This window comes from Streptomyces sp. TRM68367 (genome assembly GCF_014495685.1).
Classification (GTDB): Bacteria; Actinomycetota; Actinomycetes; order Streptomycetales; family Streptomycetaceae; genus Streptomyces.
Map to the genome: position 1 here is coordinate 38,022 of NZ_JACTVI010000023.1, position 15,908 is coordinate 53,929.

The 15,908-nt window shown below is 71.5% G+C and carries 12 protein-coding genes; 9 read left to right on the forward strand and 3 right to left on the reverse strand.

What is annotated here, in order from left to right; translation table 11 throughout:
- Positions 1-18: 18 nt before the first annotated feature.
- A complete protein-coding gene (locus tag H8R17_RS17455) occupies positions 19-2,565 on the reverse strand; it encodes an ATP-dependent Clp protease ATP-binding subunit (RefSeq protein WP_187824123.1) in 2,547 nt (848 codons plus the stop codon).
- A gap of 182 nt (positions 2,566-2,747) precedes the next feature.
- Positions 2,748-3,524, reverse strand: a complete 777-nt coding sequence (gene map, locus H8R17_RS17460) for a type I methionyl aminopeptidase (protein WP_187824124.1) — start codon at positions 3,522-3,524, stop codon at positions 2,748-2,750.
- A 32-nt stretch (positions 3,525-3,556) separates the two neighbouring features.
- Between map and H8R17_RS17465 the strand changes: the two genes are divergently transcribed.
- The 9 genes from H8R17_RS17465 (at position 3,557) to H8R17_RS17505 (ending at position 14,900) form a co-directional block, all read left to right on the forward strand.
- Entirely contained in the window at positions 3,557-3,835 is a 279-nt protein-coding gene (locus H8R17_RS17465; RefSeq protein WP_187824125.1) for a helix-turn-helix domain-containing protein, read from the forward strand.
- 104 nt (positions 3,836-3,939) lie between these two features.
- Entirely contained in the window at positions 3,940-5,673 is a 1,734-nt protein-coding gene (locus H8R17_RS17470) for a hypothetical protein (protein ID WP_187824126.1), read from the forward strand.
- A gap of 169 nt (positions 5,674-5,842) precedes the next feature.
- A complete protein-coding gene (locus H8R17_RS17475; protein WP_187824127.1) occupies positions 5,843-6,685 on the forward strand; it encodes a nitrilase-related carbon-nitrogen hydrolase in 843 nt (280 codons plus the stop codon).
- Entirely contained in the window at positions 6,682-7,968 is a 1,287-nt protein-coding gene (locus H8R17_RS17480; RefSeq protein ID WP_187824128.1) for an aspartate aminotransferase family protein, read from the forward strand. The genes H8R17_RS17475 and H8R17_RS17480 overlap by 4 nt, the downstream gene beginning before the upstream one ends.
- Before the next feature lie 37 nt (positions 7,969-8,005).
- Positions 8,006-9,580 (forward strand): PucR family transcriptional regulator, encoded by a 1,575-nt coding sequence (locus tag H8R17_RS17485; RefSeq protein WP_187824129.1) that lies wholly within the window; start codon positions 8,006-8,008, stop codon positions 9,578-9,580.
- Between the two features lie 192 nt (positions 9,581-9,772).
- A complete protein-coding gene (locus H8R17_RS17490; protein WP_187824130.1) occupies positions 9,773-10,615 on the forward strand; it encodes a nitrilase-related carbon-nitrogen hydrolase in 843 nt (280 codons plus the stop codon).
- 144 nt (positions 10,616-10,759) lie between these two features.
- On the forward strand, positions 10,760-12,175 hold the full coding sequence (gene hydA, locus H8R17_RS17495) for a dihydropyrimidinase (protein WP_187824131.1): 1,416 nt from the start codon (positions 10,760-10,762) through the stop codon (positions 12,173-12,175).
- A gap of 19 nt (positions 12,176-12,194) precedes the next feature.
- Complete coding sequence (locus H8R17_RS17500; RefSeq protein WP_187824168.1) at positions 12,195-13,217, forward strand: TIGR03842 family LLM class F420-dependent oxidoreductase; 1,023 nt, start codon at positions 12,195-12,197, stop codon at positions 13,215-13,217.
- Positions 13,218-13,352: 135 nt separating this feature from the next.
- Positions 13,353-14,900, forward strand: coding sequence for an NCS1 family nucleobase:cation symporter-1 (locus H8R17_RS17505; RefSeq protein WP_187824132.1), 1,548 nt, complete (start codon positions 13,353-13,355; stop codon positions 14,898-14,900).
- Between the two features lie 28 nt (positions 14,901-14,928).
- On the opposite strand, the gene H8R17_RS17510 is transcribed toward H8R17_RS17505, so the two are convergent.
- A complete protein-coding gene (locus tag H8R17_RS17510) occupies positions 14,929-15,591 on the reverse strand; it encodes a hypothetical protein (RefSeq protein ID WP_187824133.1) in 663 nt (220 codons plus the stop codon).
- Positions 15,592-15,908: the final 317 nt, after the last annotated feature.

Genomic DNA, 15,908 nt, shown 5'->3' on the forward strand with positions numbered 1-15,908 from the left:
ACGGCGACACCGCCCGCGTCACGGCCCGGGAGCGGGCGGCTCCGGCTCCTGCGTGCCGTCGGCACGGAACGCCAGCCGCCCGTCCGCCACGTCCACCGTCACCCGGCCGCCCTTGGCGACCCGGCCGTCCAGCAGCAGCCGGGACAGCTGGTTGTCGACCTCCCGCTGGATGGTGCGGCGCAGCGGGCGGGCGCCGTACTCGGGCTCGTAGCCGCGCTCGGCGAGCCAGTCGACCGCCGCACCGGTGAAGTCGACGGTGATGTCCTGGGCGTGCAGCTGGCGGTGGGTCTGTTCCAGCAGCAGGTTGGTGATCCGCCTGAGCTGCTCGGCGGTGAGCTGGCGGAACACCACGATCTCGTCGATGCGGTTGAGGAACTCCGGCCGGAAGTGCTCGCGCAGCGGCCGCAGCACCTGCTCGCGCCGCGCCTCCTCGTCCGCCTCCGCGCTGCCCACCGCGAACCCCAGCGAGGCGCCGCGCCGGACGATCGCCTCCGAGCCGAGGTTGCTGGTCATCACGATGACCGTGTTGGTGAAGTCCACCGTCCGGCCCTGCGAGTCGGTCAGCCGGCCGTCGTCGAGGACCTGGAGGAGGATGTTGAAGACGTCCGGGTGCGCCTTCTCCACCTCGTCCAGCAGGAGCAGCGAGTACGGGTGCCGGCGCACCACCTCGGTGAGCTGCCCGGCCTCCTCGTGGCCGACGTAGCCGGGCGGGGCGCCCACCAGCCGGCTGACGGTGTGCCGCTCCTGGTACTCGCTCATGTCCAGGCGGACCATGCGGTCCTCGCTGCCGAACAGGGCCTCTGCCAGTGCCCGGGCCAGCTCCGTCTTGCCGACGCCCGTCGGCCCCAGGAACAGGAAGCTGCCGATCGGCCGGTTGGGGCTCGCCAGCCCGGCGCGCGAACGCAGCACGGCGTCGGAGACGACCCGTACCGCCTCGTCCTGGCCGATGACCCGCTCGTGCAGATGCTCCTCCAGGCCGAGCAGCCGGTCCTTCTCCTCCTCGGTGAGGCTGCTGACCGGGATGCCGGTCTGCCGGGACACCACCTCCGCGATCGCCTCCGCGTCGACCACCAGGTTCTGCCCCTCGTCGGCCTCCTCGCCCTCGGCCGCCTCGGCGATCCGCTGCCTCAGCTCGGTGATGCGGTCGCGCAGCTGCGTGGCCTGCTCGTAGCTCTCGGCCGCGACCGCCTGGTCCTTGTCCCGGGTCAGCTGCTCGACCTCGCGCTCCAGCGCCCGCACGTCCGTGCCCTTCGTCCGGGCGCCCAGCCGCACCCGCGCCCCGGCCTGGTCGATCAGGTCGATCGCCTTGTCCGGCAGGCGGCGGGCGGTGAGATAGCGGTCGGACAGCTCCACGGCCGCCATCAGCGCCTCGTCGGTGTAGCGGACCTGGTGGTGGGCCTCGTAGCGGTCGCGCAGCCCGCGCAGGATCTCGACCGTGTCCGCGGTGGTCGGCTCGGGCACCAGGACCGGCTGGAAGCGGCGGGCCAGCGCCGCGTCCTTCTCGATCCGCCGGAACTCCTCCAGCGTGGTGGCGCCCACGATGTGCAGCTCGCCGCGGGCCAGGGCCGGCTTGAGGATGTTGCCCGCGTCCATGGAGCTGCCCTCGCCGCCGCCCGCTCCGGCGCCGACGACGGTGTGCAGCTCGTCGATGAACACGATCAGCTGGTCGGAGTGGGCGCGGACCTCGTCCACGATCTGGTTCATCCGCTCCTCGAAGTCGCCCCGGTAGCGGGTGCCCGCGACCACACCGGTCATGTCCAGCGCGACCACCCGGCGGTCGTTCAGTATGTCGGGGACATCGCCCTCGGCGATCCGCTGCGCCAGCCCCTCCACGATCGCGGTCTTGCCGACGCCCGCGTCACCGATCAGCACCGGGTTGTTCTTGCCGCGCCGGGAGAGCACCTCGACGGTCTGCTCGATCTCCAGCTCCCGCCCGATCACCGGGTCGATACGGCCCTGCCGGGCCTGGTCGGTGAGGTCGCGGCCGTACTTGTCCAGCGTCGGCGTGTTCGTGGGGCGCGGCCGCTCGGGGCGGGCCGGTGCGGCTTCCGGGGTCTCCGGCGGCAGGTTGGAGGGGGTGAACCGGGTCGCGTTCAGGATGTGCCCGGCGGCCGAGTCCGGGTTGGCGGCGAGGGCGCTGAGCACGTGCTCGGGGCCGATGTAGCCGTAGCCGCGGGCCCGCGCCAATTCGTGCGCGTCCAGCAGGGCGCGCTTGGCGGCCGGCGTCAGGGACAGCGAGGTCGGCGGCGGTGCGTCGCCCGGCTGGGCCGGGCCGGATCGCTCGTCGATCTCCGAGGCCATGGAGTCGGGGTCCGCGCCCGCCCGGCTGAGCAGGCTGCGGGTCGGCTCGGTGGCGAGCGCGGCGCGCAGCAGGTGCTCGGTGTCGAGGTCCCGGCTGCCGTGTTCCGCGGCGTACTGGGCTGCGCCGCGGACGAGTTCCCTGGCCGGTTGGCTGAGCAGTCGGCCTATGTCGATCTGCCGGGGGCGGGGACCGCCGAAGAAACGTGCGAGGAATTCGCCGAAGGGGTCGCCGGGGCCCTCCGGGCCGATGAAGCCGCTGGTCATCGTTGTCCGTACCTTCGCTGTCGACGTGCCGGGGCCGGGTAACCGGGTTTGGGCTCGTTCATGCCACGATGGCACGAACTCCTGCGGAGGGCATGTGCAGCGGTCGCCTACGGTTCGGGGGCTTTCTCTCGGTTTGCGGGTGCGGGTTGTTTGTGGTTGCTCGCGCAGTTCCCCGCGCCCCTTCAGGGCGTTTCTCGTGCCGTGAGAATGCGGGGACCGTTGTCTGTGATGGCCACTGTGTGTTCTGAGTGGGCGGCTCGGGAGCCGTCGCTGGTACGGAGGGTCCAGCCGTCGGGGGCCGCGTAGTAGGCGTCGGTGCCGCCGGCGATGAGCATGGGCTCGATGGCGAGGACCATGCCGTGGCGCAGGGGGAGGCCGCGGCCGGGGCGGCCCTCGTTCGGGACCGAGGGGTCCTCGTGCATGCGTCGGCCGACGCCGTGGCCGCCGAAGCCGTCGGGGATGCCGTAGCCCGCCGCGCGGCACACCGAGCCGATCGCGTGGGCGATGTCGCCGATGCGGTTGCCGACGACGGCCGCCTCGATGCCGGCCGCCAGGGCCCGCCCGGCGGTCTCGATCAGCCGCAGGTCGGCCGGTCGCGGGGTGCCGACGACGAGGCTGAGCGCGGAGTCGCCGACCCAGCCGCCCAGTTCGGCGCCGAAGTCGAGGGAGAGCAGGTCGCCGTCCCGCAGCCGGTAGCGGGTCGGGACGCCGTGCACGATCGCGTCGTTGACGGAGGTGATGAGAGTGGCCGGGAACGGGACCGGGGCGAAGGAGGGGCGGTAGCCCAGGAAGGGTGAGGACGCGCCCGCCTCGCGCAGCACGTCGTGCGCCAGCTCGTCCAGTTCCAGCAGGGAGACGCCCACGGCGGCGGCCTTCCGTACGGCCGTCAGGGCGCGGGCGACGACCTGGCCGGCGTCGTACATGGCGTCGATCGATGTGTCTGTCTTCAGCTCCACCATGCCAATTACTATACCGGTATTAGAATGGTCGCATGGTGCGCACCCCACTGACCCCGGAAGAGCGCGAACGCGGCGAGCGGCTCGGGCTGCTGCTGCGTGCGGCGCGCGGCGATCGCAGCATGACGGAGGTCGCGGCCGTCGCCGGCATCTCCGCCGAGACGCTGCGCAAGATCGAGACTGGTCGTGCCCCGACGCCGGCGTTCTTCACGGTGGCCGCGCTGGCTCGCGCGCTGGGGCTGTCCATGGACGAGCTGGCTGGGCGGTGCGTGCTCGCGGCCGTTGAACCGTGGTCACGGCCGGGGGCCGCGTAAGCTGAGGCGCTTGCGTCCGCTTTGAAAACTCCTTGTAGCCGTTCTGTAACACGGCTGGTGTTCCCTACGGAGCCGGAGAGCTCCAGTCTGGCGGGAGTTGGCGAATGGCAGTGGGACAACTCCCGGTCGCTGTACAGGAGTTCGTGAACTACCTGGACGGCCTCCTGGTGCGCCTCGACCCGGGCGGCGGCTGGTGCGCGGTGTTCTGGCAGCGTGACCCGGAGGGGATGCAGGCCTGTCTCGACGGGCGTGAGGTGCCGCCGTGGGATGTGGTGGAGGCGCTGCTGCAGGACCTCGCCGCGGAGTACGGTCCCGGCGCCGCCCGCCCCGAGGCCGAACGGGCCCGCGCCCTGCACACGGCCGCGCTCGCCGCGTACGACGCCCGGCCCGGTTCCCGGGACGCCCTCGGTGACCGGCTCGTCGTGATGCTCCGGGAGCAGAAGCACGCCGCCGAACGCCAGGCCGAACTGGGCCGCCGGCTCGCCTCCGCCACCACCCGCGAGGAGGCCGACGCCCTGCGCATCGACCTCGCCTGGGCCCGCGACGACCACGCCCGCGCGACCGCACGCTGCGCCGAACTGCGCGCCCGCATGACCGAGCTGGACCACCGCGCGCTCGGCGGCCAGGCACGGGGGCCACACCCCGCCGACGGGGACGGGGAGGTGGTCCACATCGACACGGAGGCCTCGCCGGGGGATGGCGGACCGCGCGGCCGTGATGCGTACGGCACGGGGACGCGGTCTGTGTACGACGCCGGCGCCGGGACCTCGCCGGAGGCCGCGCGCCCAGGCGGGCAGGGTCAGTACCGCACCGGGTCGCGGTCTGTGCACGACTCGGGTCCGGGCGGGCGTGACCGGTACGACGCCGGTGGTCCGACGATGCCGCGGCAGCGTGGTGGCCGGTACGGGCCGAGTGCGCCGGCGGAGCGCGGGGACCGGTGGGGTACCGGGACCGGCGGCCAGGGACCCGCCGACAGCCGCGCCCGATACAGCCCCTCCGAGGACGCCCGCGAGCCCTACGCCCCCTCCCCGTCGGCAAGCACCGGCCCCCAGTCCTCCGCCTCGCCGGCGCCGCCCGCCGACGCCGCCCCCAAGCAGCGCAAACGCCGGCGCGGCAGTGCTCGCTTCGCCGGGATGGCCGAGGAGGACGTCGCCCCTGTCGCCGTGCCGCCGGCCGTCGTGCCGAGTCTGCCCGAGCCGCCTGCCGCCGCCACCGGGCGTACCCTGCGCGGGGCGCGGTTCGCCGGGGCCGCGGAGTTGGCCGAGGTGGTGGAGCCGGTGGAGGCGCCGCAGGCCGAGACGGTGCACGCGGGGGACCGGCGCGAGGTCGGGGCGGCCGTCGAGACGCTGGCGCGGCTGCGGAAGGAGGGGCGCAGCGGGGAGGCGCACGCGCTGCTCGTCGACGCCGCGTACTGGCCCGCCGGCCGCTTCCCGCTGCTCGCCGCCGAACTGCAGCGCGCCGGGCTGGGCGCCGACTGGGCGACCCTGCTCTGGGAGGCCGCCTCCCTGCCCGCCGACCGGCTGGTGGCCGCCGCCGACGCACTGGTCGCGGCCGGGCGGGACGACGACGGGCAGCAGATCCTGCGGCAGGGCGTGGCGCGGCCCGCCGGCGAGATCGGGCGGGCCGTACTGGAGCTGGCCGGTCAGGGGCGGCAGCGCGAGGTGGGCGCACTCCTCGACGCCTACGTCCGCGTCCGCACCCCCGAGGAGGCCGCCCGCAGCGCGGCCCCCGACCCGCGGACCCTCGTACCGCTCCTGCTGGACGCCGCCCGGGGCGTCTCCGACGAGCGGCACTGGGACCTCGTGCACGCCCTCAGGGTCGCCGGATTCACCGCCTGACCGGCACCTTCGTACTCCGCACGGCTCACCCGCAGGAGTGTGAAACGTGATCGACTCCGCGGGTTGACGACGATGGTCTTGGCAAGCCCGTCCCGGAGGCTTACGTTCGTCCCTCTACCACCCTTCTACGGGCGTAGAGGCGCTGGCGTCACCGTCGAAGGAGCAGCTCATGGCCAACGTCGTACGTGCCGCTCTGGTCCAGGCCACCTGGACCGGCGACACGGAGTCCATGCTGGCGAAACACGAGGAGCACGCCCGCGAGGCGGCCCGGCGGGGTGCCCGGATCATCGGCTTCCAGGAAGTCTTCAACGCGCCCTACTTCTGCCAGGTCCAGGATCCCGAGCACTACCGCTGGGCGGAACCGGTCCCCGACGGTCCGACCGTCCGTCGTATGCAGTCGCTCGCCCGAGAGACCGGCATGGTGATCGTCGCGCCGGTGTTCGAGGTCGAGCAGTCGGGCTTCTACTACAACACCGCGGTCGTGATCGACGCCGACGGCATCATCCTCGGCAAGTACCGCAAGCACCACATCCCGCAGGTCAAGGGCTTCTGGGAGAAGTTCTACTTCCGCCCCGGCAACGCCGGCTGGCCGGTCTTCGACACCGCCGTCGGCAAGGTCGGCGTCTACATCTGCTACGACCGGCACTTCCCGGAGGGCTGGCGGCAACTCGGCCTCAACGGCGCCCAGTTGGTCTACAACCCGTCCGCCACCCACCGCGGCCTGTCGTCGTACCTGTGGCGGCTCGAGCAGCCTGCGGCGGCCGTCGCCAACGAGTACTTCGTCGCCGCGATCAACCGCGTGGGCCAGGAGGAGTACGGCGACAACGATTTCTACGGGACGAGCTACTTCGTCGACCCGCGCGGGCAGTTCGTGGGTGACGTCGCCAGTGACAGCAAGGAGGAACTCGTGGTCCGTGACCTCGATTTCGACCTCATCGAGGAGGTCAGGCAGCAATGGGCCTTCTACCGGGACCGCCGGCCGGACGCGTACGAGGGGCTGGTGCAGCCGTGACGAAGGACCTGATGGGCCGCCACCGGGGCGTGCTGCCCGACTGGCTCGCCCTCTACTACGAGGACCCCCTCGAGATCACGCACGGTGAGGGACGGCACGTCTGGGACGCCGAGCGAAAGCGTTACCTCGACTTCTTCGGCGGCATCCTCACCACGATGACCGCGCACGCGCTGCCCGAGGTGACCAAGGCGGTGAGTGAGCAGGCGGGCCGGATCATCCACTCCTCGACCCTGTACCTCAACCGGCCGATGGTCGAACTCGCCGAGCGCGTCGCCCAGTTGAGCGGCATCCCGGATGCCCGGGTGTTCTTCACCACCTCCGGCACCGAGGCCAACGACACCGCCCTGCTGCTCGCCACGACGTACCGGCGCAGCAACCAGATCCTGGCCATGCGCAACAGCTACCATGGGCGCTCGTTCAGCACGGTCGGTATCACCGGTAACAAGGGCTGGTCACCGACCTCGCTGTCCCCGCTCCAGACGCTGTACGTGCACGGCGGCGTGCGCACACGCGGCCCGTACGCGGCACTGAGCGACGACGAGTTCATCGCGGCCTGCGTCGACGACCTGAAGGACCTGCTCGGCCACACCCGCCCGCCCGCGGCACTGATCGCCGAGCCGATCCAGGGCGTCGGCGGCTTCACCTCCCCGCCGGACGGCCTGTACGCGGCCTTCCGCGAGGTGCTCCAGGAGCGGGGCGTCCTGTGGATCGCCGACGAGGTGCAGACCGGCTGGGGCCGCACCGGCGACCACTTCTGGGGCTGGCAGGCGCACGGGCAGAACGGTCCGCCGGACATGCTCACCTTCGCCAAGGGCATCGGCAACGGCATGTCCATCGGCGGCGTCGTGGCCCGCGCCGAGATCATGAACTGCCTGGACTCCAACAGCATCTCCACGTTCGGCGGCACCCAGATCACCATGGCGGCGGGCCTCGCCAACCTGTCGTACCTGCTGGAACACGACCTCCAGGGCAACGCACGGCGCGTGGGCGGACTGCTCCTCGAGCGGCTGCGGGGCGTGGCCGCGCAGGTGCGCGAGGTGCGCGAGGTGCGCGGGCGCGGGCTGATGATCGGCATCGAGCTGACCAAACCGGGGACCGACGAGGCCGATCCCGAGGCCGCGTCCGCGGTGCTGGAGGCGGCCCGCGCGGGCGGCCTGCTCATCGGCAAGGGTGGCGGGCACAACACCAGCGCCCTGCGCGTCGCCCCGCCGCTGTCCCTGACCGTCGCGGAGGCCGAGGAGGGCGCCGCGATCCTCGAACGCGCTCTGCGGAGCCTCACGTAGCAGCCATGTGAACCCGTGTGAGCAAGGGACCGCTGCCATGACCACCACCTCGGACATCTGGGAGCCCCTGGAACCGGCCCTGTCGGTCCGCCAGGTCCTCACGCTGGAACGCGTGCTGGCCGGGGAGCCCGAGGTGGTGGCCGGCGCGGGCCAGCTCGACCGGCCGGTGCGCTGGGTGCACGTCGCCGAGGCCACCGACGTCGGCGTGATGCTCAGCGGTGGCGAGATGGTCCTCACCACCGGGGTACTGCTCGCCGGTGACGAGGAGAAACAGGCCGAGTACATCCGCTCCCTGCACCGCGCGGAGGCGTCGGCCGTCGTCCTCGGCCTCGGCCGCGCGTTCACGGACCCGCCGGACGTGATGCGCCGGGCCGCCGAGCGGTGCGGGCTGCCCCTGGTCGTCCTGCACCGGCCCTTCCCCTTCGCCCAGCTCACGGAGGAGGTCCAGGCGCGGCTCGTGCGGCGCAAGTTCGCCGCCGTGAGCCTGTCGGAGGCCGTACGCACCGAACTCACCGCGCTCATCACCGCGGGAGCCCCGCTGCAACGCCTCCTCGACGAGGTCGCCCGGCACAGCGCCTGCCCCGTCGTCGTGGCCAACCTCGCCCACCGCGTGCTGGCCACGGCGGGGGAGCGGCCCGCGGTGGACGATGTGCTGCGCGACTGGGAGCGCATCGCCCGGCAGGCCGGCGCCGCCGTGGGCGACGGCTGGGTCCGCGCCGAGCTGGGCGGGCGCGGGGAGCGGTGGGGCCGGATCGTGCTGTGCGGCTACCGCGGCGACCGAGCCGCCGGGCGGCTGCTCGCCGACCGCGCCGCCGAGGCCCTCGTCCTGCACCGCATGCTCGGCGGCAACGCCGCGTGCACCTGGGAGGAGCAGTCCGCGCAGAGCCTGCTGACCGACCTGGCCAGCGGGATCGTACCGGCCCGGCAGCTGCTGCCCCGGGCGCGCGCGGCCGGACTGCCGGTCAACCGGCGCACCTTCGTGCCGCTCGTCGTACGCGACCGGCAACCCGCCCAACTGGACCGCGTCCTACGGCTGTTGGGGCTGTCCGGGCTGGTCGCCGAACTCGCCGACGGGGCCACCGCGGTGCTGCTCAGCCTCGCCCGCGACCAGGACGCCGAGGCGCTCACCGCCCACTTCGCGACCCGCCTGCGGTCGGGACCCGGGACCGTCGTCGCCGCCGCGGACGCCCGCACCGCCTGGGACGACGTACCCGCGGGCCTGCGCGAGGCACAGCACGTCGCGGACGCCGTCGCCGACTCCGCGCACGCCCTCGAGCTGCCGGCCGTCGTCCGCCTCAGGGACGTCCACCTGCGCGGCCTGGTCCGGCTGCTGCGCGACGACCCGTACGTGCAGTCCTTCGCGGAGCGGGAGCTGGACGGGCTGTTGGACGGGCGGGACGAAGAGACGGGGGCGCTGCTCGCCGTGCTGCGCACCTACCTGGCCACCGGCCGCAACAAGTCCCGCACCGCCCAGCTCCACCACGTCTCCCGGCCCGCGCTCTACCGCCGCCTGGAGGCCATACAGCTACGCCTCGGCGTGGACCTCGACGACTTCGAACAGGCCGCCTCGGTGCACATCGCACTCCTCGCGCACGATGCGCAACAGGGGTGACACGGCATGCTGAAACAGCACGGCGAAACAGCGCGGAAACACCGCACTACCTGGGAAAACGGCGGTGAAACATGGACCCACGGCAGGGTGACACGGTGGCACGCCGCGCCCGCGCAGACGTGACACCGTGCAACTCAAACAGGACATCCGGACTTCCTAGGCTCGCCGCACACCGAGCGACCGGAGGTCCCGATGAGCCCAGTGATCCGTGCCGCCCTCTTCCAGACCGCCTGGACCGGCGACAAGGAATCCATGATCCGGGTGCACGAGCAGGCGGCCCGCGACGCCGCCGCGCAGGGCGCCCAAGTCCTCTGCTTCCAGGAGCTGTTCTACGGACCGTACTTCTGCCAGGTCCAGGACCCCGCGTTCTACGAGTACGCCGAGCAGATCCCCGAGGGCCCGATCGTGAAGCGCTTCCAGGCGCTCGCCAAAGAACTGGGCATCGTCCTCGTCCTGCCGATGTACGAGGAGGAGCAGCCCGGTGTCCTCTACAACACCGCGGCCGTGATCGACGCGGACGGCTCCTACCTCGGCAAGTACCGCAAGACCCACATCCCGCAGGTCAAGGGCTTCTGGGAGAAGTTCTACTTCCGCCCCGGCAACAGCGGCTGGCCGGTCTTCGAGACGGCCGTCGGCAAGATCGGGGTATACATCTGCTACGACCGCCACTTCCCGGAGGGCTGGCGGGCGCTCGGCCTCGCGGGCGCCGAGATCGTGTTCAATCCGTCGGCCACCTCGCGCGGGCTGTCGGCCTACCTGTGGCAACTGGAACAGCCGGCGGCGGCCGTCGCCAACGAGTACTTCGTCGGCGCCATCAACCGGGTCGGCGTGGAGGAGTACGGGGAAAACGACTTCTACGGGACCTCGTACTTCGTGGACCCCCAGGCCCAGTTCGTCGGCGAGCCGGCGAGCGACAAGGAGACCGAACTGGTCGTCCGCGACCTGGACTTGGCCAAGCTCCGCGAGGTCCGCGACCGCTGGCAGTTCTACCGGGACCGCGCCCCGGGCGCGTACGGGCCGCTGACGGCTCCCTGACAACGGGGTGCAGTGACCGCGCCCCGAAAGGGGCGCGGGGCTGTGTTCGATATGCGGCTCCGCCGCGCGGGCGCGACCAGCCACGGACGGCCCGCAGAGCCCGGAATCCGCAACCCACCGGATCATCAACGTAGGAGAGGGAGCATGAGCAGCCGCAGCCGCAGCCGTACCGTCATCCGCGGTGGCCTCGTCATCACCGCGTCCGACGAGATCCACGCCGACGTCCTGATCGAGGACGGCCGCATCGCCGCCCTCGCCGCCTCCGGCACCCCGGCCGCCGAGACCTTCGCGGCCGACCGGGTCATCGACGCGACCGGAAAGTACGTCATCCCGGGCGGCGTCGACGCCCATACCCACATGGAGCTGCCGTTCGGCGGCACGCACGCCTCCGACACCTTCGAGACCGGCACCCGCGCCGCCGCCTGGGGCGGTACGACGACCATCGTCGACTTCGCGGTGCAGAGCGTCGGACACACCCTGCGGGAAGGCCTGGACGCCTGGCACGCCAAGGCCGAGGGCAACTGCGCCATCGACTACGGCTTCCACATGATCGTCTCCGATGTGAACGCGGAGACGCTCAAGGAGATGGACCTGCTGGTGGAGGAGGGCGTCACCTCCTTCAAGCAGTTCATGGCCTACCCCGGCGTCTTCTACAGCGACGACGGCCAGATCCTGCGCGCCATGCAGCGCTCCGCCGAGAACGGCGGCCTGATCATGATGCACGCCGAGAACGGCATCGCGATCGACGTACTGGTGGAGCAGGCACTGGCCCGCGGCGAGACCGACCCGCGCTACCACGGGGAAGTGCGCAAGGTGCTCCTCGAAGCCGAGGCCACCCACCGAGCCATCAAGCTCGCCCAGGTGGCCGGCGCCCCCCTGTACGTCGTGCACGTCTCGGCGACGGAGGCAGTCGCCGAGCTGGCCAGGGCACGCGACGAGGGGCTCAACGTCTTCGGCGAGACGTGCCCGCAGTACCTGTTCCTGTCCACCGACAACCTCGCGGAGCCCGACTTCGAGGGCGCCAAGTACGTGTGCAGCACTCCTTTGAGGCCGCGCGAACACCAGGCCCAGCTGTGGAAGGGACTGCGCACCAACGACCTCCAGGTGGTCTCCACCGACCACTGCCCCTTCTGCTTCGTCGGCCAGAAGGAGCTGGGCCGCGGCGACTTCTCCAAGATCCCCAACGGCTTGCCGGGCGTCGAGAACCGCATGGACCTGCTCCACCAGGCCGTCCTCGACGGGCACATCAGCCGCCGCCGCTGGATCGAGATCGCCTGCGCCACCCCGGCGCGGATGTTCGGCCTGTACCCGAAGAAGGGCACCATCGCCCCGGGCGCCGACGCCGACGTCGTCATCTACGACCCGCAGGCCGAGCAGGTCATGTCCGCTTCAGAGCACCACATGAACGTCGACTACTCGGCGTACGAGGGCAAGCGCGTCACCGGCCGCGTCGAGACCGTGCTCTCGCGCGGCGAACTCGTCATCACCGAGCGGAAGTACACCGGACATGCGGGTCACGGCGTCTACACCCCGCGCTCCACCTGTCAGTACCTCAACTAGGAAGGGCGCGATGGGACACATGGATTTCGGACTCGTCCTGCAGACCGACCCGCCGGCGTCGCGGGTCGTCAGCCTGATGAAACGCGCGGAGCGCAACGGTTTCACATACGGCTGGACCTTCGACTCGGCCGTGCTCTGGCAGGAACCGTTTGTGATCTACAGCCAGATCCTGGCCGGCACCACGAAGCTGACGGTCGGCCCGATGGTCACCAACCCGGGCACGCGCACCTGGGAGGTCACCGCCTCCACCTTCGCCACCCTCAACGACATGTTCGGCAACCGCACGGTGTGCGGCATCGGCCGCGGCGACTCCGCCATGCGCGTCGCCGGCCGCAAACCCAACACCCTGGCCCGCATCAGCGAGGCCATGAAGGTCATCCGGGCCCTCGGCAGCGGCGATGAGGCGGACCTCGGCGGCGGCACGGTCGTCCGGATCCCGTGGATCAAGGAGGGCGCCCGCCTCCCGGTGTGGATGGCCGCTTACGGGCCGAAGGCGCTGAAGATGACCGGTGAGGAGGCCGACGGGTTCATCCTCCAGCTCGCCGACCCGTACCTGACCGAGTCCATGGTCAGGGCGGTCAGGGACGCGGCGGTCGCGGCCGGCCGTGATCCCGCGCGGGTGACCGTCTGCGTGGCCGCCCCCGCGTACGTCACCGAGGACGACTCGCCCGCCGCCCTCGCCCACGCGCGCGAGCAGTGCCGCTGGTTCGGCGGGATGGTCGGCAACCACGTCGCCGACCTGGTCTCCAAGTACGGCGCCGACGGCAGCGTCGTACCGCAGGAGCTCACCGACTACATCAAGGCACGGCAGGGCTACGACTACTCCCACCACGGGCGCAGCGGAAACCCCGACACCCAGTTCGTGCCGGACGAGATCGTGGACCGGTTCTGCCTGATCGGGCCGGTCGAGAAACACGTCGGGAAACTGAACGCGCTGCGTGCGCTGGGAGTCGACCAGTTCGCCGTGTACGACATGCACGACGCGCAGGAAGCCGTGATCGACGCGTACGGCTCGCACGTCATCCCCGCCGTCAACTCCTGACCGAACCCCGCACCACGGCACGACCGCTCTTCCGCTCCACCGACCCCCCACCTTGTCTCCCTTCCCCGCCGCCCGGGGAGGGGCCAAGGCCCCCGCACGGCCTTTCCCGTCCCACCTGCTCCGATTGGCCTGCTCATGACCGACACAGCCCCCACGGGGTCGCCCACCACCCGCGGCGCCGCCGACGTCCGGATAGAACTGTCCCCCGACGCCTTCCCCGCCGACAGCCCCTACGCCAACGAGGACCTGCGTCCCGTGCCGCTCGCCGAGCGGCGCTGGACGACGTACAACTTCGCCGCGCTGTGGATCGGCATGGCGGTCAACGTGCCCTCCTGGACGCTCGCCGCCGGTCTGGTCGCGCTAGGTATGGACTGGAAGCAGTCCGTGCTCACCATCGCGCTCGGCAACGTCATCGTGCTGCTGCCGATGCTGCTCACCGGCCACGCGGGACCGAAGTACGGCATACCGTTCCCCGTGCTCGCCCGTGCCTCCTTCGGACTGCGCGGTGCCAATCTGCCGGCGCTGCTGCGCGGCCTGGTGGCCTGTGCCTGGTTCGGCATCCAGACCTGGATCGGCGGCCAGTCCATCTACTTCCTCACCGGGAAGCTCTCCGGCGCGGGCAGCTGGTGGACCGACGCCGGCAAGGTGGACGGCTACCCGTGGACCCAGTGGCTGTGCTTCCTGCTCTTCTTCGCCGTCGAGATCGTCATCATCCTGCGCGGCATGGAGGCCGTGCGGCGGCTGGAGAACTGGGCGGCGCCGCTGATGCTGGCCGGTGCGGTGGCGCTGCTGGTGTGGATCGCGAACAAGGCGGGCGGCTTCGGCCCGCTGCTCGACCAGCCCTCGCAGCTCGGCTGGGGCGCCGACTTCTGGAAGGTCTTCTTCCCGGCGCTGATGGGCATGATCGGCTTCTGGTCGACGCTCTCGCTCAACATCCCGGACTTCACCCGGTTCGGCGCCGGGCAGCGGGCTCAGGTGTGGGGCCAGTCGCTCGGACTGCCCACCACCATGGCCGTGTTCGCGCTGCTGTCGGTGCTGGTCACCTCGGGCGCGCAGGCCGTGTACGGCGAGCCGATCTGGGACCCGAGCCAGCTCGCCGCCCGGATGGACAGCACGATCGGCGTGCTCTTCGCGCTGTTCGTCCTGCTGCTCGCGACGCTGTCCACGAACATCGCCGCCAACCTGGTCAGCCCGGCGTACGACCTGTCCAACCTGGCGCCGAAGTTCATCAACTTCCGTACCGGCGCGCTGATCGCCTGCTGCGTCGGCGTGATCATTTTCCCCTGGAAGCTGATCGAGAACCCCGACATCTACATCTTCACCTGGCTCGGCACGGTCGGCGGCCTCCTCGGCACCGTGGCCGGCATCCTCATCGCCGACTACTGGCTGATCCGCCGCACGCACCTGGACCTGGCCGGCCTCTACCGCGCGCACAGCCGCTACTGGTACGACTCCGGCTGGAACTGGCGGGCCCTGGCGGCCTTCGCCGTGGGCGCCGTGCTCGCGGTCGGCGGCTCGTACTCCAAGGTCGACGGCGACGGCATCAAGGCCGGGCCGTTCCCGGCGGACGGCCTCATTCCGTTCCTCAAGCCGCTAGCCGACTACGGCTGGGCGGTGGGCATGGGAGCGTCGCTGCTGCTGTACGCGCTGCTCATGCGGGGCAGGGAGCGGCAGAACACCTGACGGCGGACGCCCGCGCCGGGGGAGCGTCCTACTGGGCGCTCCCCAGCGCGCTCACCGCGTCCTTGGCGGCCTTGATGGCCCCCTTGTTGATCTCGTCCGTGCTCGGCGCCTTCTTCGACTCGAAGTCACTGCCGTTGTACGTGACGACCACCACCGCGTTGGAGACCCGGACGTACACCTCGCCCTCGCGCGTCTGCTGCTTGTCCTCGGTGGTGAGGTTCACGACGGAGTAGGCGCTGTTCCCGAGACCGGGCACCGCGCCGCCGCCGCTCTTCTTCCGGACACGTTCCTGGTACGACTTCTGCGCCGCGTCGTCCGTCTGCAGGATCTCGAAGGAGACGTCGAGCCAGCGGTAGTCGTACCCGTCGAGCGCGTTCCAGGAGCATGTACGGCGCAGTTTGCTGTCCGTCGAGGGGAGCTCCTTGCCGCCCGTCTTGGCGTCCGGGACGAGCGAGGTGATCGTCTTCTTGGCCAGGCTCGTGCACGGCGCGGGGGCGCTCGAGTACGTCTTCGACGCCGCGGACGTCGAGGGGGCGGTCGGCGACGACTGGGAGTCGTTCTGGGGCGCCGCCTTGTTCTCGGTGTCCGACGTCGCGGCCGGACCGGACGACAGGGCCCAGCCCGCCGCGGCGAGCACGACCACCGGGGACAGGCGCGCGGTCAGGGCGAGCGGCAGAGGAAGGGAACGCACGGCGCACTTCTCGTGGGGGACGGTGGACAGTGCGGAGGGGTCCGCACTGCGGACGGGACGACAGTGTCACACGAGTCCCTGTGGGGCGAAAGTGCCAACTCGCTCCGTACCGGCGCGGTGACAGGCGTGGCCCAACGGGTGGGATTGTTTCGGGTGGTTCGCCCGTGTGCAGGCGTTTTTTGTGGGGCGTGCGCGGGCGTGGGCCAGGCGTGCGAAGGTGCGAGGGCCTGGCGTACGCGCGCGTGGGGGAGGGGCCGCGGAGCCCGGCCGCACGCGCGCGGGCCGGTCACTTCGAGTCACTTCGGGTCACGTCGGGC